31 protein-coding genes are annotated in these 24273 nt (G+C 62.7%); 12 read left to right on the top strand and 19 right to left on the bottom strand.

Annotation, left to right across the window (positions count from 1 at the left end; all coding sequences use genetic code 11):
- Together V1290_RS32095 and V1290_RS32090 are read right to left on the bottom strand one after the other, a co-directional pair.
- Positions 1-576 carry a PQQ-dependent catabolism-associated CXXCW motif protein gene (locus tag V1290_RS32095; protein ID WP_334368065.1) on the bottom strand — a complete coding sequence of 192 codons (576 nt, stop codon included), beginning with the start codon at positions 574-576 and terminating at the stop codon, positions 1-3.
- On the bottom strand, positions 573-1415 hold the full coding sequence (locus tag V1290_RS32090) for a substrate-binding domain-containing protein (protein WP_442894152.1): 843 nt from the start codon (positions 1413-1415) through the stop codon (positions 573-575). The genes V1290_RS32095 and V1290_RS32090 overlap by 4 nt, the downstream gene beginning before the upstream one ends.
- A gap of 281 nt (positions 1416-1696) precedes the next feature.
- On the opposite strand from V1290_RS32090, the gene V1290_RS32085 reads away from it, so the two are divergent.
- Both V1290_RS32085 and V1290_RS32080 read left to right on the top strand, forming a co-directional pair.
- On the top strand, positions 1697-2623 hold the full coding sequence (locus V1290_RS32085; protein WP_334368063.1) for a quinoprotein relay system zinc metallohydrolase 2: 927 nt from the start codon (positions 1697-1699) through the stop codon (positions 2621-2623).
- Between the two features lie 56 nt (positions 2624-2679).
- Entirely contained in the window at positions 2680-3498 is an 819-nt protein-coding gene (locus tag V1290_RS32080; RefSeq protein WP_334369239.1) for a quinoprotein dehydrogenase-associated SoxYZ-like carrier, read from the top strand.
- A 163-nt stretch (positions 3499-3661) separates the two neighbouring features.
- On the opposite strand, the gene V1290_RS32075 is transcribed toward V1290_RS32080, so the two are convergent.
- Entirely contained in the window at positions 3662-4021 is a 360-nt protein-coding gene (locus V1290_RS32075; RefSeq protein WP_334368062.1) for a hypothetical protein, read from the bottom strand.
- A gap of 86 nt (positions 4022-4107) precedes the next feature.
- On the opposite strand from V1290_RS32075, the gene V1290_RS32070 reads away from it, so the two are divergent.
- Genes V1290_RS32070 through V1290_RS32050 form a run of 5 tightly spaced genes read left to right on the top strand, consistent with a single transcriptional unit; the run spans position 4108 to position 7761 of the window.
- Positions 4108-5082: an ABC transporter substrate-binding protein gene (locus V1290_RS32070; RefSeq protein ID WP_334368061.1), complete on the top strand. Its 975-nt coding sequence runs from the start codon at positions 4108-4110 to the stop codon at positions 5080-5082.
- A 1-nt stretch (position 5083) separates the two neighbouring features.
- Complete coding sequence (locus V1290_RS32065) at positions 5084-5821, top strand: ABC transporter permease (RefSeq protein WP_334368060.1); 738 nt, start codon at positions 5084-5086, stop codon at positions 5819-5821.
- A complete protein-coding gene (locus V1290_RS32060) occupies positions 5811-6539 on the top strand; it encodes an ABC transporter ATP-binding protein (protein ID WP_334368059.1) in 729 nt (242 codons plus the stop codon). The genes V1290_RS32065 and V1290_RS32060 overlap by 11 nt, the downstream gene beginning before the upstream one ends.
- Before the next feature lie 48 nt (positions 6540-6587).
- Positions 6588-7382, top strand: coding sequence for a pentapeptide repeat-containing protein (locus V1290_RS32055; protein WP_334368058.1), 795 nt, complete (start codon positions 6588-6590; stop codon positions 7380-7382).
- 34 nt (positions 7383-7416) lie between these two features.
- Positions 7417-7761: a hypothetical protein gene (locus V1290_RS32050; protein ID WP_028350821.1), complete on the top strand. Its 345-nt coding sequence runs from the start codon at positions 7417-7419 to the stop codon at positions 7759-7761.
- Between the two features lie 18 nt (positions 7762-7779).
- Here V1290_RS32050 and V1290_RS32045 read toward each other — a convergent pair whose 3' ends face one another.
- The 4 genes from V1290_RS32045 to V1290_RS32030 all read right to left on the bottom strand — a co-directional run bounded on the left by V1290_RS32045 (position 7780) and on the right by V1290_RS32030 (position 10000).
- Entirely contained in the window at positions 7780-8016 is a 237-nt protein-coding gene (locus tag V1290_RS32045; protein WP_334368057.1) for a hypothetical protein, read from the bottom strand.
- 122 nt (positions 8017-8138) lie between these two features.
- A complete protein-coding gene (locus V1290_RS32040) occupies positions 8139-8999 on the bottom strand; it encodes a hypothetical protein (protein ID WP_334368056.1) in 861 nt (286 codons plus the stop codon).
- A gap of 300 nt (positions 9000-9299) precedes the next feature.
- A complete protein-coding gene (pqqA, locus tag V1290_RS32035) occupies positions 9300-9380 on the bottom strand; it encodes a pyrroloquinoline quinone precursor peptide PqqA (RefSeq protein ID WP_035728097.1) in 81 nt (26 codons plus the stop codon).
- A gap of 293 nt (positions 9381-9673) precedes the next feature.
- Positions 9674-10000 carry a hypothetical protein gene (locus V1290_RS32030; RefSeq protein ID WP_334368055.1) on the bottom strand — a complete coding sequence of 109 codons (327 nt, stop codon included), beginning with the start codon at positions 9998-10000 and terminating at the stop codon, positions 9674-9676.
- 135 nt (positions 10001-10135) lie between these two features.
- Between V1290_RS32030 and V1290_RS32025 the strand changes: the two genes are divergently transcribed.
- Entirely contained in the window at positions 10136-10399 is a 264-nt protein-coding gene (locus V1290_RS32025) for a hypothetical protein (protein WP_334368054.1), read from the top strand.
- Positions 10400-10420: 21 nt separating this feature from the next.
- On the opposite strand, the gene V1290_RS32020 is transcribed toward V1290_RS32025, so the two are convergent.
- The 9 genes from V1290_RS32020 to phnG are packed head-to-tail and all read right to left on the bottom strand — an operon-like array spanning position 10421 to position 17369.
- Positions 10421-11032: a pyridoxamine 5'-phosphate oxidase family protein gene (locus V1290_RS32020; RefSeq protein ID WP_334368053.1), complete on the bottom strand. Its 612-nt coding sequence runs from the start codon at positions 11030-11032 to the stop codon at positions 10421-10423.
- A 1-nt stretch (position 11033) separates the two neighbouring features.
- Positions 11034-11642: a phosphonate metabolism protein/1,5-bisphosphokinase (PRPP-forming) PhnN gene (gene phnN / locus V1290_RS32015; protein ID WP_334368052.1), complete on the bottom strand. Its 609-nt coding sequence runs from the start codon at positions 11640-11642 to the stop codon at positions 11034-11036.
- Positions 11639-12793 (bottom strand): alpha-D-ribose 1-methylphosphonate 5-triphosphate diphosphatase, encoded by a 1155-nt coding sequence (locus tag V1290_RS32010; protein WP_334368051.1) that lies wholly within the window; start codon positions 12791-12793, stop codon positions 11639-11641. The genes phnN and V1290_RS32010 overlap by 4 nt, the downstream gene beginning before the upstream one ends.
- Before the next feature lie 13 nt (positions 12794-12806).
- Entirely contained in the window at positions 12807-13505 is a 699-nt protein-coding gene (gene phnL, locus V1290_RS32005; protein WP_334368050.1) for a phosphonate C-P lyase system protein PhnL, read from the bottom strand.
- 8 nt (positions 13506-13513) lie between these two features.
- Positions 13514-14314 carry a phosphonate C-P lyase system protein PhnK gene (gene phnK, locus V1290_RS32000; RefSeq protein WP_334368049.1) on the bottom strand — a complete coding sequence of 267 codons (801 nt, stop codon included), beginning with the start codon at positions 14312-14314 and terminating at the stop codon, positions 13514-13516.
- A complete protein-coding gene (locus tag V1290_RS31995; RefSeq protein ID WP_334368048.1) occupies positions 14307-15191 on the bottom strand; it encodes an alpha-D-ribose 1-methylphosphonate 5-phosphate C-P-lyase PhnJ in 885 nt (294 codons plus the stop codon). The genes phnK and V1290_RS31995 overlap by 8 nt, the downstream gene beginning before the upstream one ends.
- Positions 15188-16291 (bottom strand): carbon-phosphorus lyase complex subunit PhnI, encoded by a 1104-nt coding sequence (locus V1290_RS31990; RefSeq protein ID WP_334368047.1) that lies wholly within the window; start codon positions 16289-16291, stop codon positions 15188-15190. The genes V1290_RS31995 and V1290_RS31990 overlap by 4 nt, the downstream gene beginning before the upstream one ends.
- A gap of 3 nt (positions 16292-16294) precedes the next feature.
- Complete coding sequence (gene phnH, locus V1290_RS31985) at positions 16295-16903, bottom strand: phosphonate C-P lyase system protein PhnH (RefSeq protein ID WP_334368046.1); 609 nt, start codon at positions 16901-16903, stop codon at positions 16295-16297.
- Positions 16904-16907: 4 nt separating this feature from the next.
- Positions 16908-17369 carry a phosphonate C-P lyase system protein PhnG gene (gene phnG, locus V1290_RS31980; protein WP_334368045.1) on the bottom strand — a complete coding sequence of 154 codons (462 nt, stop codon included), beginning with the start codon at positions 17367-17369 and terminating at the stop codon, positions 16908-16910.
- Positions 17370-17473: 104 nt separating this feature from the next.
- Between phnG and phnF the strand changes: the two genes are divergently transcribed.
- Positions 17474-18202 carry a phosphonate metabolism transcriptional regulator PhnF gene (gene phnF, locus V1290_RS31975; RefSeq protein ID WP_334368044.1) on the top strand — a complete coding sequence of 243 codons (729 nt, stop codon included), beginning with the start codon at positions 17474-17476 and terminating at the stop codon, positions 18200-18202.
- A 167-nt stretch (positions 18203-18369) separates the two neighbouring features.
- Here phnF and phnE read toward each other — a convergent pair whose 3' ends face one another.
- The 3 genes from phnE to phnC all read right to left on the bottom strand — a co-directional run bounded on the left by phnE (position 18370) and on the right by phnC (position 21341).
- On the bottom strand, positions 18370-19203 hold the full coding sequence (gene phnE / locus V1290_RS31970) for a phosphonate ABC transporter, permease protein PhnE (protein WP_334368043.1): 834 nt from the start codon (positions 19201-19203) through the stop codon (positions 18370-18372).
- A gap of 55 nt (positions 19204-19258) precedes the next feature.
- Entirely contained in the window at positions 19259-20374 is a 1116-nt protein-coding gene (gene phnD, locus V1290_RS31965) for a phosphonate ABC transporter substrate-binding protein (protein WP_334368042.1), read from the bottom strand.
- Between the two features lie 61 nt (positions 20375-20435).
- On the bottom strand, positions 20436-21341 hold the full coding sequence (gene phnC / locus V1290_RS31960) for a phosphonate ABC transporter ATP-binding protein (RefSeq protein WP_334368041.1): 906 nt from the start codon (positions 21339-21341) through the stop codon (positions 20436-20438).
- Between the two features lie 315 nt (positions 21342-21656).
- Here phnC and V1290_RS31955 point away from each other — a divergent pair, with 315 nt between their 5' ends.
- The 3 genes from V1290_RS31955 to V1290_RS31945 are packed head-to-tail and all read left to right on the top strand — an operon-like array spanning position 21657 to position 24222.
- The gene (locus V1290_RS31955) at positions 21657-22322 is read left to right on the top strand and encodes a transferase hexapeptide repeat family protein (RefSeq protein ID WP_334368040.1); all 666 of its coding nucleotides are present in this window, start codon (positions 21657-21659) and stop codon (positions 22320-22322) included.
- Positions 22319-23512, top strand: coding sequence for an alpha-D-ribose 1-methylphosphonate 5-triphosphate diphosphatase (locus tag V1290_RS31950; protein ID WP_334368039.1), 1194 nt, complete (start codon positions 22319-22321; stop codon positions 23510-23512). Before V1290_RS31955 ends, V1290_RS31950 begins: the two co-directional genes overlap by 4 nt.
- A 20-nt stretch (positions 23513-23532) precedes the next feature.
- Positions 23533-24222, top strand: coding sequence for a DUF1045 domain-containing protein (locus tag V1290_RS31945; RefSeq protein WP_334368038.1), 690 nt, complete (start codon positions 23533-23535; stop codon positions 24220-24222).
- The last annotated feature ends 51 nt before the right edge of the window (positions 24223-24273 follow it).

Raw genomic sequence — 24273 nt, 5'->3', positions numbered from 1 at the left:
CTAACGCGGCGATGCGATCTCCTCGCCTGTCCGCGGCTCCGGTTGCGACTCCACCAGCGCCAGACCGGCCCGTTCCCAGCCATCGGTCCCGTCAGGGTACCACGCCACGTTGGAATAGCCGTAAGTGAGGATGCGCTTGGCCGCGTTCCAGGACATCCAGCAATCGGCAACGCAGTAGACCACCACCAGCGCGGCATTGTTGCCTGCCGTCGCGCGGACAAGCCCGCGCTGCAGATAGTCTTCCGTTACGGCTGCGAGCCTTCCGTAGCCGGTGTCCGGCAGCCACACGCTGCCGGGAATGTTGAGCCGCGGCTTGTCGCGCCAGATGGTGCCTTCGGGAAGATTTTGCGGCTTCGGCGCGCGAGGCATGACGTCGATGAATGCGCCGGCCTCGGCGCGCCAGATCGCCTCGGCCTCTGCGGTGGTCAGCACACGCACACCGGCAAGGGTCGCGGGAACCGGCGCACGGTAGTCTCCCATGCGATACCCGTCGGGCTCGGGAGGCCTCTCCTGCGCGAAGGTCGAGACGATGAATGGGAATGTCGCAAGGATCAGGCCTGCGAGCGCTGCTCTCATGGCGTTTTGGTTGCCGTCTCCGCGCCGATCGGCCGGTCATTCTCGTCGAGCAAGGGAACGCCGAAGTCCAGCAGTATCTTGTTGACGGCCGGCTGGTTTTCCTGGATCAGGCGATTGAGCTGCCGCTTCCAGTTCTGGTCGGCGGCACGCACTCCCATGCCGATACGGTACGCCAATCGAGGGCCTGACTTTTCCTTCACGAGGGGCGTGACATGGAGCGGCGGGTCCGCCCTCTTCGCATAGAAGCCCGCCATCGGCCCCCAGAGAATGCCGGCGTCGATCTTACCGGACTTTAGGTCGGCTATCATGGCCTCCGCTGACGAATCCAAACGGGTATCGACCATCAACTGATACGGTCTGGCATTCGCCATCAGGCCGTTGACCGCCATATTCGTGGCAGGCGGTGTTCCGGCCACGATGCCGATATGCTTGCCCTTGAGACGCTCGTCTTCCAGCGTGGTCACTTCGTCGAGGCCGCTGCCCTTCTTGGCGACCAGCGCGTAGGCGGTGCGGTAATAGGGATTGGTGCCCTGGACCAGGTCATCTCCCTGTGGGAAGCCCATGATGACATCGCAACGATGGGCGCCAAGCGTCATCCGGACGAAGCCCGTCGCCTGCGGGAAGTACATATAATCCAGCTTTTTGTTCAGCTTCTCGGCGAACAGTTCGGCGAGCTTGTTCTCGAATCCCTCGCCCTTGTCGTTGGAAAACGGCAAATTGTGCGGGTCGGCGCAGACGCGCAGCACCTTGGGATCGACGAGCTCAATCGACAGATCGCCGCCTTCTTTGATCTGCGCGCGCGCAACATCAGCATCGCGCCCGAAGAAAACCGCGAGCATCACCAAGGTTGAGATCGCCAGCCAGCGCTTCTGTCTGGCGCATGTCATGGAAAGCTGCTGCACTTCCGGCTCGCTATTGTTGCCAACTCGCAAAAGATATCGGCAACCTCGACGAACAGAGTTCCGTTGAAGCCGCAGACAAGCAAAATGCTATGCTTGTCAATTGGGGCGCGCAACAGGAATAATCCTGGCGAAATCGCCGCCCGTGCTGCGACGCAAACGCAGCCGCAATGAAACGTTGAATTACCGGCTGCGCTTGGTGGAGAGACGAAGGCCGAATTATGGCTCAGCCCGCATGGATCCTTGCCGCGCTCGCGATGAGCGCGACAATCACCGCTTCTTTCGCGCAGGAACAGGAGCTGCCCGTCAACTCCATTGCGGATGGCGTATTCGTACACAACGGCCAAACCGCGCAGATGACGCGCGAGAACGCTGGCGCGATCGCCAATGTCGGGTTCATCGTTGGCCAGGATGCCGTCGCGGTGATAGATACGGGCGGCAGCCTTCGCGAGGGACGGCAATTGCTGGCGGCCATTCGCGCCCGGACAGACAAGCCGATCCGCTACGTCATCAATACGCACGGCCACCCCGACCACATCTTCGGCAACGGCGCTTTCGTGCAGGACGGAACAACGTTTGTCGGCCACGCGAACCTGCCGCGCGCGCTGGCGGCGCGCGGTCAATTCTATCTCGACGCATTTCGCCGCACGATGGGTGATCAATTGATCGACGAAATACGCATCGTGCCGCCGACGCTGCTCGTCAGCGGCACGCTCCAGCTCAATCTCGGCGGACGAATCCTCACCGTACGGGCGTGGCCTGCCGCGCACAGCGATTGCGATCTCACGGTGCTGGATGAAAAGACCGGCACCCTGTTCGCGGGCGACCTCGTGTTTCTCACCCACACGCCTGTGCTGGACGGCAGCATCCGCGGCTGGCTGTCCGTCATCGGTGAGCTCGGCGCCTTGCCTGCGGAGCGCGTGGTTCCCGGTCACGGTCCCGTGAGCGGATGGCCGGCCGCCCTCGCCGACCAGCGTCGTTATCTCGAAACGCTGGCCTCGGATATACGCGGGCTCATCACCCGCGGCGAACCGATAGGGGCAGCAGCGGGTACTGCAGCAAGCTCCGAGCGATCCCGGTGGGAATTGTTCGACGACTTCAACGCCCGCAACGCAACTGCAGCATTCTCCGAAATTGAATGGGAATAGCATGCGCATTGCCCTATATTGCGTGCGTTGCTTCCATCCGCGCGAAGGTCGTGACCATGTCCGGATATCTGTTCCGCCTCTTCGGCGTCGTTGGTTTGCTACTCTGCGGCGCACCGATGGCGCTCGCGGCAGAGGCAAATGATCTCTGGCCCGGACTGGTGCAGGACATCTTCAACAATCGTCCGATGAACGATGGCAGCGACGTGATCGGCATCGAAATGCCGTCGCGTGCCGAGGATGCCGCAATCGTCCCGGTCACTTTGCGAACGAAGCTTTCGCCCGGCGATAGCCGGCAGGTGCTGAGCATTACGCTGGTCATCGACCAGAATCCCGCGCCGATGGCGGCGAAGTTCCAGCTTGGACCGGACGCCAACGTCTCGGAAATCTCCACCCGCGTCCGCGTCAACAATTACACCGATGTCCATGCGGTGGCCGAACTCAGCGACGGCAAACTTTACATGACTAAAACCTATGTGAAGGCCTCCGGCGGCTGTTCGGCGCCTGCGGCCAAGAACGCCGACGAAGCCAAGGCCAGGCTGGGCCAGATGCGCTATCGGCAGTTCGCAAAGGCCGGCGAAGGGCCGGCCGGTGGCGCGCGCGAAGCCCAGATCATGATCGGCCATCCCAGCAATTCCGGCCTGCAGATGGACCAGGTCACGCACCTCTATGTCCCGGCCTTCTTCATCAATGAACTGCGGCTCTGGCAGGACGACAGCCTGGTGTTGACGATGGAAGGCGGCATTTCCATTTCAGAAGACCCCAATATCAGGTTCACCTACGTCTCCAATGGTGCGAAACGTTTCCGCGCCGAGGCAAAGGACACCGAGGGGCACGTCTTCCAGCGCGAATGGAAGGTAGATAATTCAGGGACTTGATACCGACCATCAGGCGTCAGCCGTTTCTCTCGTGCCCCGGACGCAGCGCAACACGGAGTGATGCGCTGCAGAGCGGGGCCCATGTCACCAGCGCGCACCGCGTCCGGGACACGGATGCCACTCTGCCCCTGGACGCGTCTTCGAAGCGGCGGCCGCTTCGCATTCAGAAGCAACGGACCTCCGCTTCGGCCTGGGCTCGCCTAAGCTCGTTGAGTGCGCTTGCCGCCTGCTCCGACGTGCGGAACGGGCCGCCCAGATCGCTCCGGACCTGCGACATACTGAGCACGGTTTCGGCCGTGACATAGCGCTCGTAGGGCAAGAGTGAAGCCACGACGTCGACCGAACAGGAACATTGCTCGATCGCCTGCCGCGTCTCGCCATTTGCCTTCAGGCACCCGAAAACATATTCGACGCGCGCCGATGTCGGATAATCATTGATGTCCTGAGCGTGCGCGACCACCGCAATCGTCATCAGCGCTGTCAACGTGGCGACAATACGTCGTACCCATCCGACAAGCGTCATCGTCTTCCTCCCGCTGTTAACCGTGGAAGCTATGCTATGACTGGCGCGCTGAAAAGCAGACGTTCAAGGATACGGCTCAAGGCGCCATGACGCATTTTGTTCGCACGCTGCTCGCTACGATTGTCTTGGTCTCGCTCGGCACGTGCTGCGGCGCCGAGGCCTTACGCGTTGCGGTACAGAAGACCGGAACATTCGCCTGGGAACTTGCAGTGATCCGCGCGCACGGCCTCGACAAGCAGGCCAACCTTTCGGTCCAGGTTCTCGAACTGGCGAGCCCCGAGGCGGGCAAGATTGCGCTTCGCGCCGGGAATGCCGACATTGTGGTCACCGACTGGCTTTGGGTGTCGCGCGAACGCGGGCTTGGCGCCAAGCTGACATTCTATCCCTATTCGAGCGCGCTCGGCGCCGTGATGGTCCCTGCCTCATCCCCGATCGAGACCTTGGCCGATCTCAAAGGCCGAAAGCTCGCCGTCGCGGGCGGGCCGATCGACAAGAATTGGCTGCTGCTTTTGGCATGGTTGAAACAGGGCGGCATCGACCTGAAGTCCGACGCAACAATCGCTTACGGCGCACCGCCGCTATTGGCAGCCAAGACGCTCAGCGGCGAAATGGATGCGACCGTGAACTACTGGAATTTCTGTGCGGCACTGGAAGCAAAAGGCTTCCGCCGCATCGCCGGCATCGAGGACCTGCTGCCGAAACTGGGCGCCAAAGGCCGCACTGCGATGCTCGGCTACGTCTTCGACGAAACATGGGCGAACACAAACCAGGACAAAATTGCCCGCTTCATCGCCATGACCCGCGCGGCGAAGGAGATTCTGTCGACCTCGGATGCCGAGTGGGAGAAAATCGCGCCACTGACCGGCGCTCCCGACGCCGCAACGTTGCGCGCCTATCGTAATCGCTATCGAGAGGGAATTCCGCGTCGCCCGATCGCCGACGAGGAAGCCGACGCACGCGTTCTCTACCGCGTGCTGGCTGAAATAGGCGGTCGTGAACTTGTCGGGCCAGCGCCTGAACTGGATGCCGGAACATTCTATCACGCGATCCCGGGAGATTGAGGTGGCTCGCCTGCTGTCATTCGCCGTGTTCGTCGCAATCTGGTGGATCGCTTCGCTGTTTGCCGGTGACGCGAAGCTGCCACCTCCGCCCACCGTGCTCACGGCCATGATCGCGGAAGCCAGGTCGGGCAACCTGTTCTTCCATCTCGGCGCGACATTAGCGCGCGTTGCGCTCGCCTTCACGCTGGCGATGGCGCTGGGCGCAGCCATTGGATACCTGATGGGCCGGGTGCGGCTTGCCGATCGGCTTGGAGACCCCTGGCTGATCCTGCTGCTCAATCTGCCGGCGCTTGTGGTCATCGTGCTCGCCTACATCTGGGCCGGATTGACTGAAGTCGCTGCAATTGCGGCAATCGCCATCAACAAGCTCCCGACCGCCATCGTTACGCTGCGCGAGGGAGCACGTGCCCTCGACGCGGCGCTGGACGAAATGGCGACGGTGTTCGCGTTGCCCCACTGGAGCAGGTTTCGACACGTCATTTTGCCGCAACTGGCGCCCTACATCGCAGCCGCCGCCCGATCAGGACTTTCCCTGGTCTGGAAGATCGTACTTGTTGCGGAATTGCTTGGACGTCCAAACGGTGTTGGTTTCGAGATCGGCGTGGCGTTCCAGCTATTCGACATTCCGCTGTTGCTTGCCTACTCGCTGAGCTTCGCCGCAGTCGTGCTCCTCATTGAAACCTTGTTGGTGCAGCCGTTCGAGGCCCGGTCATCCCGGTGGCGTCCCCGTGCGGCTTGAGGTCGAAATCACCAGCAAAACGTTCAAGAGCGCGGCGGGCGAACAGCACGACGTGATCGCGGGCGTCGCCTTTGCGCTTAATGCAGGAGAGGTTGGTGTATTGGTCGGCCCGTCCGGCTGCGGCAAGAGTACGATGCTTCGGATCCTCGCCGGTCTCGACCCCGACTTTCAAGGGCGCGTCTCTCGACCCGCCGGCGCGCGGATCGGCTTCGTGTTCCAAGAGCCGCGGCTGCTGCCGTGGCGGTCGGTCGAGGAGAATGTGCGACTTGCCGCGCCTCTTGCCGATGAACCGAAGCTTTCAGCACTCTTCGAAATTCTGGAGCTGAAGGCACATCGCAACCATTTTCCCGGCGAGTTATCGCTCGGCCTCGCGCGGCGCGTTGCGCTCGCCCGCGCGTTCGCTATTGAGCCGGAGTTGCTCATTCTCGACGAACCGCTAGCCTCGCTCGATGCCGCTCTTGCGAGCCGCCTGCGCGATGAGATCGCCATGTTGATGGACGGTCGCTCCGTGATAACGCTGCTGGTCACCCATGATGTAGACGACGCGGTTCGTCTCGGCGATCGCGTGATCCTGCTGTCGCCGCGCCCGGCCCGGGTTCTCGCGGACCTGCCTATCCGCACGCCGCGAAGCGCACGCGGAGAGGTCGAGATCGCCGCAATCAAATCGGAAATCATGCGGCGGATCGATGGCTGTCCCACCAAGCAGGATGGGTCATAGGCAGTGCCTTAGGCCGGTGCTAGGATGCGTGATCGGTTGGGGTTGACGATGAAACGCTCGATCGGAACTGCAGCACTCGGTCTTGCTCTTGTCGCGATGACGGCAACAGCCCAGGACATGATGCGTCATATTGACCTGTCGTCGCCCGATATGGTCTCGGCCGAATTGACCCGCGGAGAGGTCGAGGCCGCGCTCGCCGCAGCGACCATCGCCGCGCCCGCCGATTTCACCGGGAAGAGATTATCCGGCCTGGACCTGTCGGGACTCAACCTGTCCGGCGCAACTTTCCGCGCGGCCCGGCTCAACAAGACAAAGCTCGCCGGCGCCAGGCTCGACCGCGCAATCCTCGACCAGGCATGGCTGGTCGAAGCCGACCTGACCGGCGCAAGCCTCAGGAACGCAAATCTGTTCGCTTCGCAGATGGCTCGCGCCCGCCTCGACGGCGCCGACCTTTCGGGAGCACGCGTCGCTGCCGACCTCACCGGTGCGAGCCTCGTCGGCGCTTCGATCGCGGGCGCAAATCTCGGTGCCGACATGCGCAACCAATCGATGGGCCTGATGCGCGCGGTGCTGAAATCGGCCAATCTGGAACGCCTGAACGCGCGCGGCGCCGATCTGTCTCGCGTCGATCTCGAATTTGCGGTGCTGAAGAGCGGCGACCTCACCGGCGCTTCTCTCAAGAGTGCCCAACTGGGCGGAGCCGACCTGACCGGCATCACCGTCGTCGATACCGATTTCGAGGGTGCCGATCTCGATACGGCCCGGTTGATCGCCCCGATCGGTCTCGATCGGGCAAGAAACTTCGATAAAATCAAAAATCGAGACCGTCTGATCAGGCAATGACGGCTCCGGGCGCCCCGCGACGAAAGGATGACCGATGCGATGGATACTGGCTTTGGTGGCACTGCTGTCAACGAGCGCCAACGAGGTGGCCGCGCAGGGAAAAGGCATCCGGTTGTGGAATCTTACGACGGCGACCATTTCCGAGTTTCAGCTTTCCCCGCCCGGCAAGAACGACTGGGGTCCCAACCTCACCCTGAACGACAAGGACAAAGAAGTCGACCACGACGAACGCCTGCGCATCACGGGCGTGGAGCCGGGACGTTATGATGCCAAGGTCGGCTATCGCGGCTCAAAGCACTGCTTCGTTCGCGACGTCGAAATCAAGGCTGACGCCGTGTTTTCCATCGCCGACAAGGATTTAAAGGATTGTAACAAATAGCCGCCGCTGGACGACCATTCAGCCCGCCGACCACACGGCGTCGCTGGATGCCTTTCGATTGGTGCCTGGATATTCGCAGCGCCACTTGACCGCGGTCCATTTCGGGTGTTCGCCAATCCACTGCGCGATGTAGGGCTGCGCGTTCATGGCACATTGCTGCAACGAAGCATTTGAAGAAAAGACCAAATGGGTTTCCTCGCAAGTGGTGGGCGAGAGCACCGCACAAACGGTCACGACCAAATCTATTGGAGTCATATCTAATATCCCTTGCATTGTTCCCGAACAGATTAACGCAAAGAGCTACGGCAATAGGCGGCCCGAGGTTTCACTACCTCGTGAAAAAGCCGGAACTCGGGCCGCGCGCGCAGCCGCCAGCCCTAAAAATTGACGCCAAATACCAGCCGCGCCTGGTGACGTTCGAAATTGACGAGATCAAGACCGGCAGTCGACCCCACCGGACGCCCCCACGCTTGCAAGCTCCAGCTCGCGGTCAGCCGCGAACTTTTCGACAACTGGAAATATGCGGTCGGACCGACAAACAACGCCTGCCCTGCGAGTTTTTCCAGACTGATCCCCTCATATTTTCGCAGGTAACGCGCCTCTCCACCTAGCAAGAAACCGGGAAGCAACTGCGCCATGACGCCAAGCGCCGTGCCGGCGGTAGACTCCCGCTCCATCGCGCCACTGCCGATCAATCGTGTCCACTCTGGTTCGTAGATCAGGTTGAACGCTGCGACGACGCGGTTCGGTACGAGCTCGCGATCGAACGCCAGCCTGAATTCAGTCCCGAAACTCCGGACCGCTTCGGCGGTCGTCTCCTCGACACGATGCACGTGCGCTTCCGTCGCGAACGTAACTCCGAATGGTGCCGTTTCCCGATCGAGAAAGCGGTAGCGCAAATCGATCGACCCACCCTGCCATGACAGCCCGCGCTGGTCGTCAATGCCCGGCACGCCACTGATCAGATGCGACGCAAACGTGCTTCCCACCTCGATTCTAAAATTCCGGGCCGGCACAAACTCCAGTTCAAATTCCTGGCCGACCGCCCGGTAAGTACCCCCGTTCCTGCCGAAGCGCCCGGTCGTCTCGCTCTGAAACTCCCGTTCGCCGACATTGCCGACATCGGTCCCGATCATAAAGCCGAACAGATGCTCGGTGTCGATGCCCTCGGCATAGCCACAAGCCGGCAGCAGCGCAGCAAAGGACACGACCGCCGCCTGGAAGGTCCTTGCACGCATAGACGTTCGCATTCAGCGGGTCATGGGGTTGAACGGGTGATTCCCGGCGGTGCGGGCCGAGCATACCCTAGCATGATGCGGCAATCTTCCGCGAGCCATGGGAAGACACAGAACGCAGGTGGAGCAGTGGAGAAACTGGGATCAGCACCGTCGGCCGCCTACGGGAGATCCCGCTGGCTTTGGCAGGATCCGCGGGCTCACGCTTGGTGCAAGCAACAGGCGACTTCGCGGTAGTTGAACAGCCTACCCGGCCCGCAGCAACATGCTGTTGCCGGAGCCGGGCAGACCGCTTCGACGCGCCTATTTACGCGCCGCGCAGGCGTACATGTTGATTTCCATGCCCACCGACACTTCGACGATCTTCGGAGTCTTCCAACTCATCAGGGTCCTCCCAAGCAGTGCTGGCACGACCTTCGTGCCGGGATGAAAACTAGGGTCACCGTGGACAGAGCGCAAGTACGGAAGGTCGAAGGTCGCACTATGCGCACCATCTCCGAAGGAAGAAGTTCGCTCTTGGGCAAGCCTACTTCCCTCTTGGACAAACCCTGCGGATGAGGGCGCCGCATCGACGCTTGCACCGCGAGGGTTCGTCCAATCACAGTTCGAACGACCTTCTATTATTCATCCGCGCTTGTCTGCTGAAGCAGTATGACGACCAGGGTCGATACGTATCTTCAGCAGTCCTTGTCAGCCTCTGTGACCTTGTCGGCCTTGGCACCTTCAGCCTGCTGTGCCGCCGTCGGTTCGCCTTGCATCTGCCGCTGCGTATCTTGTGAAGATGCAGCAGTGTCTCCCGCCGCTCGATTCATCTTATCGGTCGGCGGATGTTGATCGGTGCTGCCAGCCATACCCGTTGTCTGGCTGTCGCCCATCTTGGCCGGTCCGGAGCCAGCATCCTTCAGGTTGGCCGCGCGTCCCGTCTCGCAAGGACCAGCAAGTGCTGCGCCGGAGCTCAAGACCAGGATCGAGCAACCAGCAAGAATGAGCCGTTTCATTTTCATCTGTCTCTCCTTCCTTTTCTTGTGAAGCGCGCAACACGATGAGAGGCAACCGACCCGTTGTCCGCAGGTTCCGGGTGGCTACGTAAATATCGACATGTTTAATCTGACGCATGGATTTCTGATGAGGACAATCCGATGGAACCGATTCACCGAGGGTTGATCAGTTTTCTTTTCGCGCTGTGCTTTGCATCGGGAGTGCTTGCGCAGGAAAGGCAGCCTGGCCAAACCACACCGAATGCGGAAACCGCCCTGCCGGCTGACGGGTCATCGCTGACCGGAAAAGAGCGCCTGGGAAAAAAGTGGATGGACGAGCAACGGATCGACAATTGCAACGTGCCCATCGACAGGCGCGGCAGCAAGCCGCGATCCATGACCTGCCCGCATGTGCCGGCAGGATGATCAGCGACGACCATCAGCGCATCACCACATGGTCTGCCGCGCGCGCTCCGGCCATTCCCGATCGTACTTCTCGCCACCGACGGTGTTGTCGCTCATCTCGGCAAGGATCTGGCCGGGCGTCGGCAAGCATCTAGGGTCGACGCGCTTGTCGGGATTCCAGAGATCGGAACGCACGATGGCGCGCGCGCATTGGAAGTAAACCTCTTCGACCGTCATGACGATGACGGTGCGCGGCGCCTTGCCCTCCATCTTGAACGACGCGAGCAGTTCCGGATCGGCGGAGACGTGTGCGCGACCGTTGATGCGCAGCGTGCTGCCCGAGCCCGGGATGAGAAACAACAGCGCCACCCGCGGATCGCGCACGATATTGCGCAGCGAATCGCAACGGTTGTTGCCGCGGCGATCCGGCATCATCAGCGTTTTCTCATCGTGGATGCGAACGAAGCCCGGCAGGTCGCCGCGCGGCGAGCAGTCCAGCCCCTCGGGTCCGCAGGTCGCGAGCGCTGCGAACGGCGATTTGTCCATCAACGCCCGATAGGCTGGCGTGATCCTGTCCGCGACCTTGACGGTCGAGGCATCGTTGGGAAAGCCGTAGATGGCCTCGAGCTGCTCGATGGTCGCGATAACAGTCACTTTAGCTCTCCCGTCGATCGTCCCATTTCTCGGCCTTGATGACGCGGACGAGCTGGCGGGCATGATATTCGGCACTGCCGGTATTGACGATGGTAACGTCGGGCGCGGCCGCATCCTCCACCGTGCGACCCAAGCGGGCTTCGAGCCTGCCGTCGCTGCTCCGCTGCCGCATCGCCAGCCGCTCGGCCAGAACGTTTGGCGGGGCCGTGATCGAAACCACCACCACGTCGGCATAGGCGCGGCGCATCGCGCCAATCACGGTGCGCGATACATTGGCAACGATGGTTCGCCCGGCGCGGATTTCGTTGTCGATCGCGCGCGACAGTGCGTAGCAATGGCCGTGGGCTTCCCAATGCATGGCGTATTCGCCACGCGCCAGCGCCTCCCGGAACGTTCCGGCGCTGACCTGTTCGTTTTCTTCCGACGCCGACGCCTCGCGCGTAATCACGCGGCGTGGAAACACAATTTTGCTGTCATCGGCGCAGGCGGCCGTGGCGAGGCCGAGCAGCGTATCCTTGCCGGCGCCGCTCGGACCGACCACCAGGATCAAACGGCCCGGCCCGATTGCGGCGGCCTGGCCCGGCGCTGTGGTTGTCAAGATTTCCGTCATGCCACGCGCCACCCTTCCCGCCAGACGCTGCGCACCACCGGAATGTTGCGGGCGACATGCACCCGGATCACATCGGCCCGCTTGCCGGCTGCGATCTCGCCACGGTCCGCAAGGCCCACGGCCTCGGCTGGTGTCTTGGTGACGGTGCGGACGGCGCAGGCAAGATCGATCGCCGGCACATGCTGCGGCAACTGCAGGGCTGCCATCAAAAGGCTGGAAGGGATGTAGTCGGACGACAGGATGTCCAACAGTCCCTCGCGGGCGAGATCGATGGCGGCGATGTTGCCGGAATGCGAGCCGCCGCGGACCACGTTCGGCGCGCCCATCAGGATGCCGATGCCGGCCTGATGCAGCCCGCGCGCGGCTTCCATCGTGGTCGGAAACTCAGCGACGGAAACGCGATCCTGGATCGCATCGGCGACATTTTCCTCAGTGGTGTCGTCGTGGCTGGCGAGCGGAATTTCATATCGATGGGCAAGCGCCACGATTTCGCGCATGTTGGTCGCGGCATAGGCCTTCTGATAGGCAAAGCGCTTCTCGAACAGTACATCGAGCTCGGCGTCGGTCATGCCGCCGCCCTTGCCGCGGTAATAATCGCGGAGCTTGACCTCGTCGCGGAACTGGCGCTGACCCGGCGTATGGTCCATCAGCGACATCAGCCGCACGTCCGGCCGGCCGATCAGCTCCTTGGCTTCCTCGACGACGCTTGGCATCGGAATTTCGCAGCGCAGATGCAGGAAGTGTTCTGCGCGCAGCAGGTTTGCCTCACGCGCCGCCGTGATCGCACCCGCGAGCACGCCTGCCCTGCCGTCAACGTCCTCGGCGCCGTCCTCGCGCCAGACCCGGAGCGAATCCAGAACCGTGGTGATGCCCGAGGTGGCCAACTGTCCGTCATAGGAAACTACCGCCGCGATCGGATCCCAAAATACTTTCGGGCGCGGCACATAGTGCATTTCGAGATGGTCGGTGTGGAGCTCGATCAGGCCTGGCATGATCAGGTCGCCGCCGGCGTCCTCGCTGCCTGACGGCGCAGTGCCCTCGCCATATTCGGCGATGCGGCCATCTGCGAAAGCGATCCAGCCGTGCTCGATCACGCGATCGGCCAGTACGAGGCGGGCATTGCCGAGGATGGTTTCGTGCTTCGAAGTCATCTCACATCTTCCTTCATGCCGCGGCGGCGAACGATGTCACGTCGACGATGCGGTCGGCGATCAGATGGCGAATTTCATCGTCATGGACGATCGCCACCATCGCGACGCGCTGTCGTTTCTTCTGTTCAATCAACTCAACGACTACAGCGCGATTGGCCGCGTCGAGCGAGGCGGTCGGTTCGTCCAGCAGCAGAATTGGCAGATCGGAAATGAAACCGCGCGCGATGTTGACGCGCTGCTGCTCGCCGCCGGAGAACGTCGATGGCGGCAGTGCCCACAGCCGCTCGGGAATGTTGAGGCGGCGCAGCAGCGCGCCCGCCTTCTCGCGGGCTTCCGCGCGTGCAATTCCGTTCGCGATCAGCGGCTCCGCCACCACGTCGATGGTGGCGACCCGCGGCACCGCCCGCAAGAACTGGCTGACATAGCCGATGGTCGTGCGGCGCACGCTGAGCACCTGCCGCGGTTCGGCCGCAGCAAGATCGATCACCGTGCCCTGATGCCGGATGCCGATCCGGCCGCCATCGCAGCGGTAATTGCCAAAGATCATTTTCAGGATCGAGGATTTGCCGGCGCCGGAAGGGCCCGACAACACCACGCATTCGCCTGGCTCGACCTGAAACGAGACGCCGCGCACCACGGGCAGCTCGACGCCGCCCTGCAGATGCATGGTAAAGGTCTTTTCGGCGCTGGTGATGTCGATCATCGCAGTCATTGGCGTGCTCATGCCGGCAAAATCGAGGAAACGAGGAGTTGGGTATAGGGCTCGCGGGGGTCGTCGAGCACCTGGTCGGTCAGGCCGGTTTCGATGACGTGCCCACCCTTCATCACCATCACGCGGTGCGACAACAGCCGGGCCACAGCGAGGTCATGGGTGACGACGATGGCGGCAAGGCCGAGCTCGCTGACGAGATTGCGCATCAGATCGAGTAGCCGCGCCTGCACCGACACGTCGAGCCCGCCGGTCGGCTCGTCCATGAACACCAGCCGCGGCTCGGTGACCAGATTGCGCGCGATCTGCAACCGTTGCCGCATGCCGCCGGAATAGGTGCGCGGCGCGTCGTCGATACGCGCGGTATCGATTTCGACGCGCTCCAGCCAGGACGAGGCGGTATCGCGGATGCGACCATAGTGATTCCAGCCCACCGCCATCAGCCGTTCGCCGACATTGGCGCCGGCCGAGACCGCCATGCGCAGGCCCTGCGCGGCGTCCTGGTGCACATAGCCCCAATCCGTACGGAACAAGAAGCGGCGCTCGGCCTCCCCGAGGCTGGCGAGATCGCGCAACACGCCGTCCCGCATCCGGTATGACACCCGCCCGGCGCTCGGCGCGAGCTGCGCGGACAACAGTTGCAGCAGCGTGGACTTGCCCGAACCGGACTCGCCGACGACAGCCAGCACCTCGCCGGGATAGAGCGCAAACGATACGTCGCGGCAGGCGGTCAACCGGCCATAGTTCTTGCCAACGTTTTCGGCGACCAGAAGCGGCTGGTCGTCTTGCATGGGGTCTTGCGGCTCAGCCATGCGCCCTCTCCTTGTGCGGCGCCGCACTCTCGCTGCCGCGATGGCCGGCCAACTGGCGAGACTCGCAATAATCGGTATCCGAGCAGACGAACATTCGGCCGCCCTTGTCGTCGGTGACGATCTCGTCAAGATAGGAATCGCCGGCGCCGCACAGCGCGCAAGGCGCGTCGAACCGATAGCGCGTGAACGGGTGATCCTCGAAGTCGAGCGACACCACGTGGGTGTGCGGCGGAATCGCGTAGATGCGCTTTTCGCGCCCTGCGCCGAACAATTGCAGCGCCGGGCAATTGTCCATCTTCGGATTGTCGAATTTCGGCGTCGGCGACGGATCCATCACATAGCGTGCATTCACCTTCACCGGATAGGCGTAGGAGGTCGCGATATGGCCGAAGCGCGCAATGTCCTCATACAGCTTGACGTGCATCAGGCCATATTCGGCCAGCGCATGCATCCGCCGCGTCTCGGTCTCGCGCGGCTCCAGGAACCGCAGCGGCTCGGGGATCGGCACCTGATAGACCAGCACCTGCCCGGCATGCAGCGGCGCTTCGGGAATCCGATGCCGGGTCTGGATCACGGTGGCGTCCGACGTAACGGTCGTCGTTGCGACGCCCGCGGTCTTGCCGAAGAATTTCCGGATCGAGATCGCGTTGGTGGTGTCGTCCGAACCCTGGTCGATCACCTTCAGCACATCCTGGGGTCCGAGGATCGCCGCCGTCACCTGCACGCCGCCGGTGCCCCAGCCATAGGGCATCGGCATCTCGCGGCTGGCGAACGGCACCTGATAGCCCGGAATCGCGATCGCCTTCAGGATCGCGCGGCGGATCATCCGCTTTGTTTGTTCGTCGAGATAGGCGAAATTGTAAGCTGGCGCGTTCATTCCGCGGCCTCCTGCATGTCCGGCGCCTCATTGGCCTCGGCGAACTCCTTGCGCAGCTTGCGCAACAGACCAAGCTCGGACTGAAAGTCGACGTAATGCGGCAGCTTGAGATGCTCGACGAAGCCGGTCGCCTGGACATTGTCCGAGTGCGACATCACGAATTCCTCGTCCTGTGCCGGAGCGATCACTTCCTCGCCCAGCTCGCGGGCGCGCAGGCTGCGATCGACCAACGCCATCGACATGGTCTTGCGCTCGCTTTGTCCGAAGGCCAGGCCGTAGCCGCGCGTAAAACACGGCGCTTCGGTCGCCGATCCCTTGAACTGGTTGACCATCTGGCACTCGGTCAGCGCGATCGAGCCGAGCGGGACAGCAAAGCCCGCATCCTCGGCGTAGAATTCCACCTCCACCTCGCCGAAGCGGATTTCGCCGGCAAAGGGATGGTTGCGGCCATAGCCGCGCTGCGAGGAGTAGCCGAGCGCCAGCAGGAACCCCTCGTCGGCACGCGCAAGATTTTGCAGCCGCAGATCGCGGTCGGCCGGAAAACTCAGCGGCTCGCGCGTGAGATCGCCGACCGGCGCGCCGGCATCCGCTGCCGGCGAAGGCTCGATCAAGCCATCGCGACCGAGAATGTCGGTGACGCGCGGCGTTGCCGCCTGCGTTGCCTCCGACGTCGCCGGCTGCTCCGGCACAAAGCCGTCCGCAAGCTGCGGGTCCAGCAAGCGATGGGTATAATCGAACGTCGGCCCCAGGATCTGGCCGCCCGGAATATCCTTAAAGGTCGAGGAGATGCGCCGGCGCACCTGCATCTCGCCGGTGTTGACCGGCTCGGTCGCGCCAAAACGAGGCAGCGTGGCGCGGAAGGCCCGAACCAGGAAGATCGCCTCGATCAGGTCGCCGCGCGCCTGCTTGATCGCGAGCGCCGCCAGCTCGCGGTCGTAGAGCGAGCCTTCGGTCATGACGCGATCGACGCCGAGCGAGAGCTGCCCGGCAATTTGCGCCAGCGAGAGTTCGGGCACATCACGGTCGCCACGCCGCTCATGCGCCAGCAGGCGGTGGGCGTTCTCAATGGCGCGTTCGCCTCCTTTGACGGCTACATACATGGGCTATGCTCCGCTTGCGACCAGCCGCGTGGTTCGGGGGATTGCGACAATCAAGTCGTCATGGACCAGCACGACATCGATGCCACGCGGGAACAGGGCTTCGTTGATGGTGAGCCGCCGAAAGAGGTCGCGCGGCTGGAGCGTCGCCTGCAGCAGCGCCGTACCGTCGATGCCCGGCCCCTTCACCTCGAATGTAGGCCCCTGCGTCAGGCTCTCGACCTGCAGGATCAGCGTCGTCGACCTGTCAGGATATTCGTTGCTGCCGAACGCGAAGCGATCGAGCGCCGGCAGATTCTTGGCGTCGCCGACCAGGGCGAAGCTGGCGATCGAGGAATCCGCGACCACCGGCGCACTGGCATGGAACTTAAGCCACTTCGCCACATCAGGGGTGGCCGACATCGCGGCATCGAGCCAGATCGGCGTGTCGTGATCGAACAGCGTCAGCGCGATGGCGGCCGCGCCGCGCATCATCCCGGCTGGCGCGCCGACAGACGCCGTGACCCGTTGCGCGCTGCCGGGACGCGCCATCGCATCCATCACGGCGCGGAAGGTCGACTGCGCCGACAACACCTTGTCGGCAAACCCTGCGGGCAATTCTGCAACCGTCGTCATCGCATCACCCCTCGCCGCGCACCATGGTATAGAAATCGACCCGCGTCGCCGCAGCCTCGGCCGCCTTGCGGCTGCGATCGGCGATCATGGCGGCGCGCAACGGCCCGATCACCTTGGTCTCGACCTCGCCCGAAAGCTCCGTCGACTGCACCATGGCGTCGCACAGCGCGATCATCTGCGCCTTCTGCCTGTCGCGGCCGAGCACGTAGCCGAAGCCGACCTCGCCGGTCGCAAGACGCACCGCCGCGCGCGACACCGTGGCCTCGCCGAGATTGAACGGCGCACCGTCGCCGCCCATGCGGCCGCGCACCATCACAAGGCCATTCTCCGGCTCGCGCAGGTTCTCGTGCGCAGGTACCGCGATCGCCGCGAGATGGCCCGCAATGTCGCCGGCCTCGGAATGCGCCAGCACCGCCATCGCGGCCTTGCGCTGCGCCTCTCTGCTGTTCCGCCCGGTCAATCCCATGAGCAACCTTGCCTGAATCAAGTTGTCTATGATAATAGACAACTTGATAACGGAGCGCCATGACTGTTTCGTGACAAACGGATAATTTCTGGTATCACCACGCCATGAGCCTGCAGGAGAGTTCCGGCGTCGCCTTGTGGCGGCAGGTCGCCGACGGTATCGAGCGCGGCATTGCCGACGGCCGCTTTGCTGCGGGCGAAAAGCTGCCGGGCGAGATCGAGATCGCCGATACCTATCGGGTCAACCGCCACACCGTGCGGCGTGCCCTGGCTGCGCTTGCCGAACGCGGCCTGGTGCGCGCCGAACGCGGCAGCGGCACCTATGTCGAGGCGCAGCGCCTCGCCTATCCCTTGCGCTCGCGGACGCGGTTTTCGGAGATCGTCGGCGCCGGCGGCCGCGAGCCGCGCGGCCAATTGATCGATGCCTCCGAAGAGCCCGCGACGCGCGAACTGGCCCGTGAGCTCGGACTGAAGACCGGCGCACCGCTGGTCCGGATCGAATCGGTGCGGCTCGCTGACCGCACTCCGATCTGCGTCAGCACCAATTGGCTTTCCGCCGATCGCTTTCCGGGCGCCGGAGCGGTCTTCGCCAACGTACGCTCAATGACCAAACTGCTTGCGCATTACGGCGTTCGCGATTACCGCCGCGCCTCAACCCGCGTCACCGCCACCATCGTGGACGCCTCCGACGCCGCAAGGCTCGATCTCGCGCTCGGGCGTCCCGTTCTCGTGGTCGATAGTACCGATGTCGATACCGACGGCAAACCGCTGGTAACGAAACGCGCGCGCTTCGCCGCGGAGCGTGTCGAGTTTCTAATCGAGAATGGTCAATAGCGGCGATTAGACGACCGCGCGATCTGGCAATCGCAGAAGCGAAGCTTGTTGCAAATCCGATCGATTGCCCTTCATCGATGGATTTGTAAGGGGCTATTCGCCTTCGCCACGACGCCGAGCGCTGCAGCACCGTCTCGTCAGCCTAGTCTAGTCGACGAGGCGTACGATCATACCAGCACTTTGCGGATCCAGGCGCTGATGAGATCGAGCACCATCACCGTCACGACCACGATAATGATTTGCGCGGCCGTATCGGCGTACTGAAAACTCCGGATGCTTTCATACAGGGTCTGGCCGATGCCACCGGCTCCGACAATGCCAAGTGTCGTCGCCGAGCGGACGTTAGTCTCAAGCCGGTAGAGGGTAAGCGAGCTCCACAGCGGCAGCACCTGAGGAATGACACCGAAGATCACCTCCTGCACGCGCACCGCACCGGTCACGCGAATGCCTTCCACTGGCCGCGGATCGACCGCTTCGACCGCTTCGGAAAACAACTTCGCGAACACGCCGAGATTGTGAACGAACAACGCCATCACGCCAGCGAATGGGCCTAAGCCCACCGCCACAACGAACAGTAACGCGAACACGATCTCATTGATGGCGCGGCAGGAATCCATCAACCGACGAACTGGCTGTACTATCCAAGGCGGACAGATATTGGCGGAACACAGAATTGAGAACGGAATGCCAAACACGACTGCCAGGGCGGTGCCCCAGATCGCGATCTGGATGGTCACCACCATGTCGCTGATGTACTGATCCCATTCGCGAAAATTCGGATGGAGAAAGGCGCTGCCGAACTCGGCCATATTGCGCCAGTCGGTGAACAGCGCCGACACACGGAACATTTCGGCCGGAGCCCAACTCCAGGCCAGCAAGCCGAAAACGAACGCCCAGCCCAGCCAACCCCGCACTCGTCGGGCGAAGGGATAAAGCGGGACTGGAGGTTCCTGGGCCTGCCGCGACGGCCGGCTTTCGATGGGAGCGATGATGTCTGTCATGGCCTAAAATGTCTAAAGGGCGCCGAACCACGGCGGCTGGCGCCCTTCGTCAGCATCAGTTGGTAGGCGCAGTCGCAGCGTTCGCCGCAAGCTCGCCGATAAGCTTCTTGAGCTTGGCCTGATCCTTGGCCTTGTCTGCCTCGAAGAACGGCGCGACCTGCTTCATGAACGCGCCATGCTCGGCCTTGTCGGCCGCTTGCTGGTACGTCTTGATGTCAGCCTCGAGCGAGGCGGTCTTGGTGGCTTTTTCTTCCGCCGACAGCTTGGCGTCACCCTTGATCTTCATGATCGACTTGTTGGCTTCAAGGACGCGGATCGGGAGCAACTGGTCGTCCGACGACGGAATAAACGGCGCCCACTGCAGACCAGACAAAACCTTCTTCGCGGATGCGATTTCTTCCGGCGTTCCGATGCGGCCATAGCTCAAGACCCAGGTATAGAGCTTGGCTTTGACGTCTGCGGCCAGATCCTTGCGCCAGAGCAGCGGGTCGCTCGGAATGAGCGGCGAGGTCCAGATCACACGGATGTTCTTGCGGGCTTCGGGAGCGGTGACTTCCAAACGGCGCAGGCTTTCGCTGTTGTTCGTTGCGGCATCAACTTGCTTGTTCGCCACCGCCATGCCGTTCGCCTCATGCGAGGCATTGCGAACGGTCTTGAAGCAAGCCTTCGGATCGACGTTCTTGGCAGCGAAAATGTAGCTGGTCGGGACAAGAAAGCCCGAGGTCGAATTCGGGTCGCCGATGCTGAAGTCGATCGACTTGTCGCATTTGAGGACGTCTTCCAGATTCTTGATCGGCGAGTCCTTGTGGACGATGATATGCGACCAGTAACCGGGGTTGCCGTCCGAATCGACGGACTTCGCAAATATCTCGCCGTTCGAGCGGTTGGCGGCTTCCATCGCCGACTTGTTGCCAAACCAGGCCAATTGCACCTTCTTGAAGCGCATTGCTTCGATCACGCCGGCATAGTCCGAGGCGTAGAAGCCGTTGACTTTGAAGCCCGTCCCTTTGGCCATCGCGTCGAGGAAGGGCTCCCAGACGGTCTTGAGATTTGTGCTCGCTTCGGTCGCAATAATGCCGAAATTGATTTCAGTCGTCTCGGCGCGGGCAACGTTGGCCGAGATGCCTGCCGCCACGGCCAAGGCCGTGCCGATCAGAGCTAGCTTGCGCATATCGCTTCTCCTGTTTTGAACGCGTTGTATTTTCGGTAGCGCCAAGCGCGAGGTCGTACCTTCAAGCGGACAGCCGTTCGACTTCAAAAGCCGGGGGGTTCGCCGGCGCGCGCGCTACTGACCGTTCGTCGCTGTCTCGGCGTTCTTGCGCAAGCCGCGCCTGCTCCTCAAACGAGGGCAGAAACAGCTCCTCGGATTCCGCGCCATAGATTTGGTTGAGGAAAGCCGGCGTCAGCGCGCTGGATGGGCCGTCATAGGCGACCTTGCCGGATTTGAGCGCGATCGTGCGCGCGCAATACTTGAGAGCGTATTCGACCTGATGAAGCGAAATGAACACGGTCAGGCCGTCATTGCGGTTCATGTCGGCGAGCAAATCCATAACGCGGCGCGCAGCGGCCGGATCGAGCGAGGCGATCGGCTCGTCCGCGATCAACAGTTCGGCCCCCTGCACTAACGAACGCGCGATGGCAGCGCGCTGCTGCTGGCCGCCGGACAGTTCGCTGGCGCGCTTGAGCGCATGTTCGGCGATGCCCACACGCGCCAGCGCCTGCATGGCCACGCGTTTGTCGGCCTCGCTGAATTGACCAAGGGTTCCGCGCAGGATCGGCAATCGCCCCAGCAGTCCGAAGCAGACGTTGGTCAGCAGCGAAAGCCGCGGCACAAGATTGAATTGCTGAAAGATCACGCCGATGCGCGCGCGCAGGCCGCGATTCTTGTTGAGGCGGCCACCCCGCTGGATCGGCTCGCCCATCACTTCGATTCGGCCGCCTCCGCCATTGCGGCCGCCGTCGATCGGCGTCAGCCCGGCAATCGCACGAATCAATGTCGACTTGCCGGAGCCTGACGCACCGATCAGCGCGACCATTTCGCCGCGCCGCAGCGACAGCGTGACGCCGTTCAGAACAGGCACGCCACGCTGATAGGACTTCGAGATATCTCGTGCATCGATCATGGCATGCGATGTCAAGCGGTACGCTCCTCGTGGGTCTGCGGTCACGATCGCTAACAACGGCCTGTGACAGTCAGATGAATTGCCTGGCGATCTTCAACAACGTCCGATCACTCCGGCGAATCCGCCGGGTGCATCAAGAACGACGCAGCATGTATTGCTCTACAGCGCCGCCATCGCTAGCGTCCGGATTCAACAGTTGTGTGACAGTCGGCCCGAACGGGGGCCTTCGTCCACAGCGGGACTGACGTCACGCATCCGTCATGATCTTGTCATCAAGCGCATCGAAGACGAGCCGGTGCCCCTTTCCCCGATTGTTGATGGACGTTACCGTTGGCCGGCAAGATGCTTTCCACTGAACCATTGGTCGACCCCACCGCGTCAGTGCGCGACTGCCAGCTCGGCGCCTACACCGAGGTCGGCGCCCGGACCATCCTGCTCGAGGTCACGATGGCCGATTATTCCTACGTCGTGAACGACTCGCAGATCACCTATACGATGATCGGGAAATTCTGTTCGATCGCGGCGATGACGCGCATCAACCCGGGTAATCATCCGATGCACCGGGCCTCGCAGGCGCATTTCACCTACCGCGCCAGCAGCTACTTTTCGGGCGAGAGCGACGATGCCGAGTTTTTTGCGTGGCGCCGCAAGCATCACGTCCATATCGGCCACGATGTCTGGATCGGCCATGGCGCGGTTATTCTGCCTGGCCGCTCGATCGGCACCGGCGCCGTGGTCGCGGCCGGCGCCATCGTGACCAAGGATGTCCCCGCCTATACGATCGTTGCAGGCAATCCGGCACGGCCGATCAAGCGGCGTTTTCCGGAATCCATTGCGGGGCGGCTTGCGGAACTCGCGTGGTGGGATTGGGACCATGAGGCGCTTCGCCGCGCCCTGCCCGATTTCCGCAAGCTCGATGTAGAGGGCTTTCTCGAAAAGTACGAAGCCGGCGCAGCAGCTACTCGCCGTTCATTCAACCAGAGTGCCGCATCGTGACTGAACTGTTCATCGAAGGTGGCCGGGCCCTGCTCGGCCACGAAATCGTCGAAACCTCATTGCGGATCGCTGGCCGCGAGATCGCAGCCGTAGGTGCGGACAGCAACCACGGCATCGGCGGCGTCAATGCCGATGGCCTCCTGGTATTGCCGGGCATTGTCGATCTGCATGGCGATGCCTTCGAGCGGCAGATGATGCCGCGCCCCGGGGTCGATTTCCCGATCGATGTGGCGCTTGTTGACAGCGACCGGCAGGCGATCAGCAACGGGATCACGACCGTCTATCATGCCACGACCTGGTCGTGGGAGCCTGGCCTGCGCAGCGCCGACAATGCCAGGCGCTTGCTGGAGGCGATCGAGCAGATGCGGCCGCAGCTCGCCGCCGACACCCGCTTCCATCTGCGGCACGAGACCTACAATCTCGACGCGGAAGGCGAAATCATCGGCTGGCTCTCGGAAGGACGCGTCGACCTGTTCGCCTTCAACGACCACATGGACTCGACGGTCGCCAGCCTCGCCAAGCCGCAAAAGCGCAGCCGAATGGTCGAGCGCACGGGTCTCAGCGATGAGGCGTTCGATCGCCTGGTGGAACGTGTGGTCTGCCGCGGCCACGACGTGCCGGCTTCGATCGCCCGGCTGGCGCAGGCAGCACGCGCGGCAAACGTCCGGATGCTCTCCCACGACGACGAAAGCCCGGCGATGCGGCAGGCCTTCCGTGCGCAGGGCGTTGCAATCGCCGAATTCCCGGTCAACGAGGAAACTGCACGCGATGCTGCCGAAGCCGGAGACTTCATCGTGTTCGGCGCGCCCAATGTCGTGCGCGGCGGCAGCCATACAGGCTGGACCAGGGCCTCCGACATGATCGCCAAGGGCCTCTGTTCGGTGCTTGCGTCGGACTATTATTATCCGGCGCCGCTATTGGCGGCGTTCCGCCTTGCGGCCGACGGCGTTCTGCCGCTGGCCGCGGCATGGCAATTGATCTCGGCGGCACCGGCGCGCGCCGCTGGCCTTGCCGATCGCGGCACGCTCGCCTCGGGGCAGCGCGCCGACATCCTTCTCGTCGATGACACGGTGCCATTGCGCCCGCGCATCGTCGCCGTCATTGCCGCGGGGCGTCTTGTACATCTGACGGAGGCGAACCGTCTCATCCATTCGTCTGCAGCATCACGCAAGGCGGTTGCAGCCGCGTGAGGCGGCCCTATTCTGGCGCAATGGCAAATCACCCCCGTTACGCAATCTATTACACCGCCAGGCCTGACAGCGCGCTCGACCGGTTCGGCGCCGTGCTGCTCGGCTACGATGCCCATAGCGGCGAAGACCTGTCCTTTCCGGACGGTCTCCCGTTGGACTGGCGCGAGCTGACGCGCGATCCGCGCAAATACGGCTTTCACGCCACGCTGAAGGCGCCGATAGCGCTGGCCGACGGCAAGGCCGAGGCGCAGCTTGCTGCGGCGTGCGAATTGTTCGCCGATCTGGCTCGGCCAGTGCCCGTGATCCAACCGGTCGTCGATTCGATCAGCGGCTTCATTGCGGTCATTCCCGGCGAACGGTCGGCAGATCTCGACCTGCTTGCCGCCCAGGCGACCAGGGCATTCGATTCGTTCCGTGCTCCCCTCAGCCCGGAAGATCGCGCGCGGCGAAGTCCGGAGGCGCTGACGCCGCGGCAGCGCGACTATCTCGACCGCTGGGGCTACCCTTACGTCTTCGAAGAATTTCGCTTCCACATGACGCTGACGGGACGGCTTCCCGCCGAACGGCGCGAGCCGATTGTGGCAATGCTGCGCAGCAGGTTTTCGACAACTGGCATCGGCCCGATCGCGATCGACGCCATCGCCTTGTGTCGTCAGGACAATGCGAATTCGCGGTTTCGGGTCATCGGCCGCTGGCAATTGCGCGACTAGAGCGCTTTCGGTTCTGATTGAATCAGAACCGGGCTCTAGATTCTTGTTTTG

It is taken from the genome of Bradyrhizobium sp. AZCC 1578 (genome assembly GCF_036924675.1).
Lineage (GTDB): Bacteria > Pseudomonadota > Alphaproteobacteria > Rhizobiales > Xanthobacteraceae > Bradyrhizobium.
This window is presented reverse-complemented; position numbering and strand designations above follow the sequence as displayed.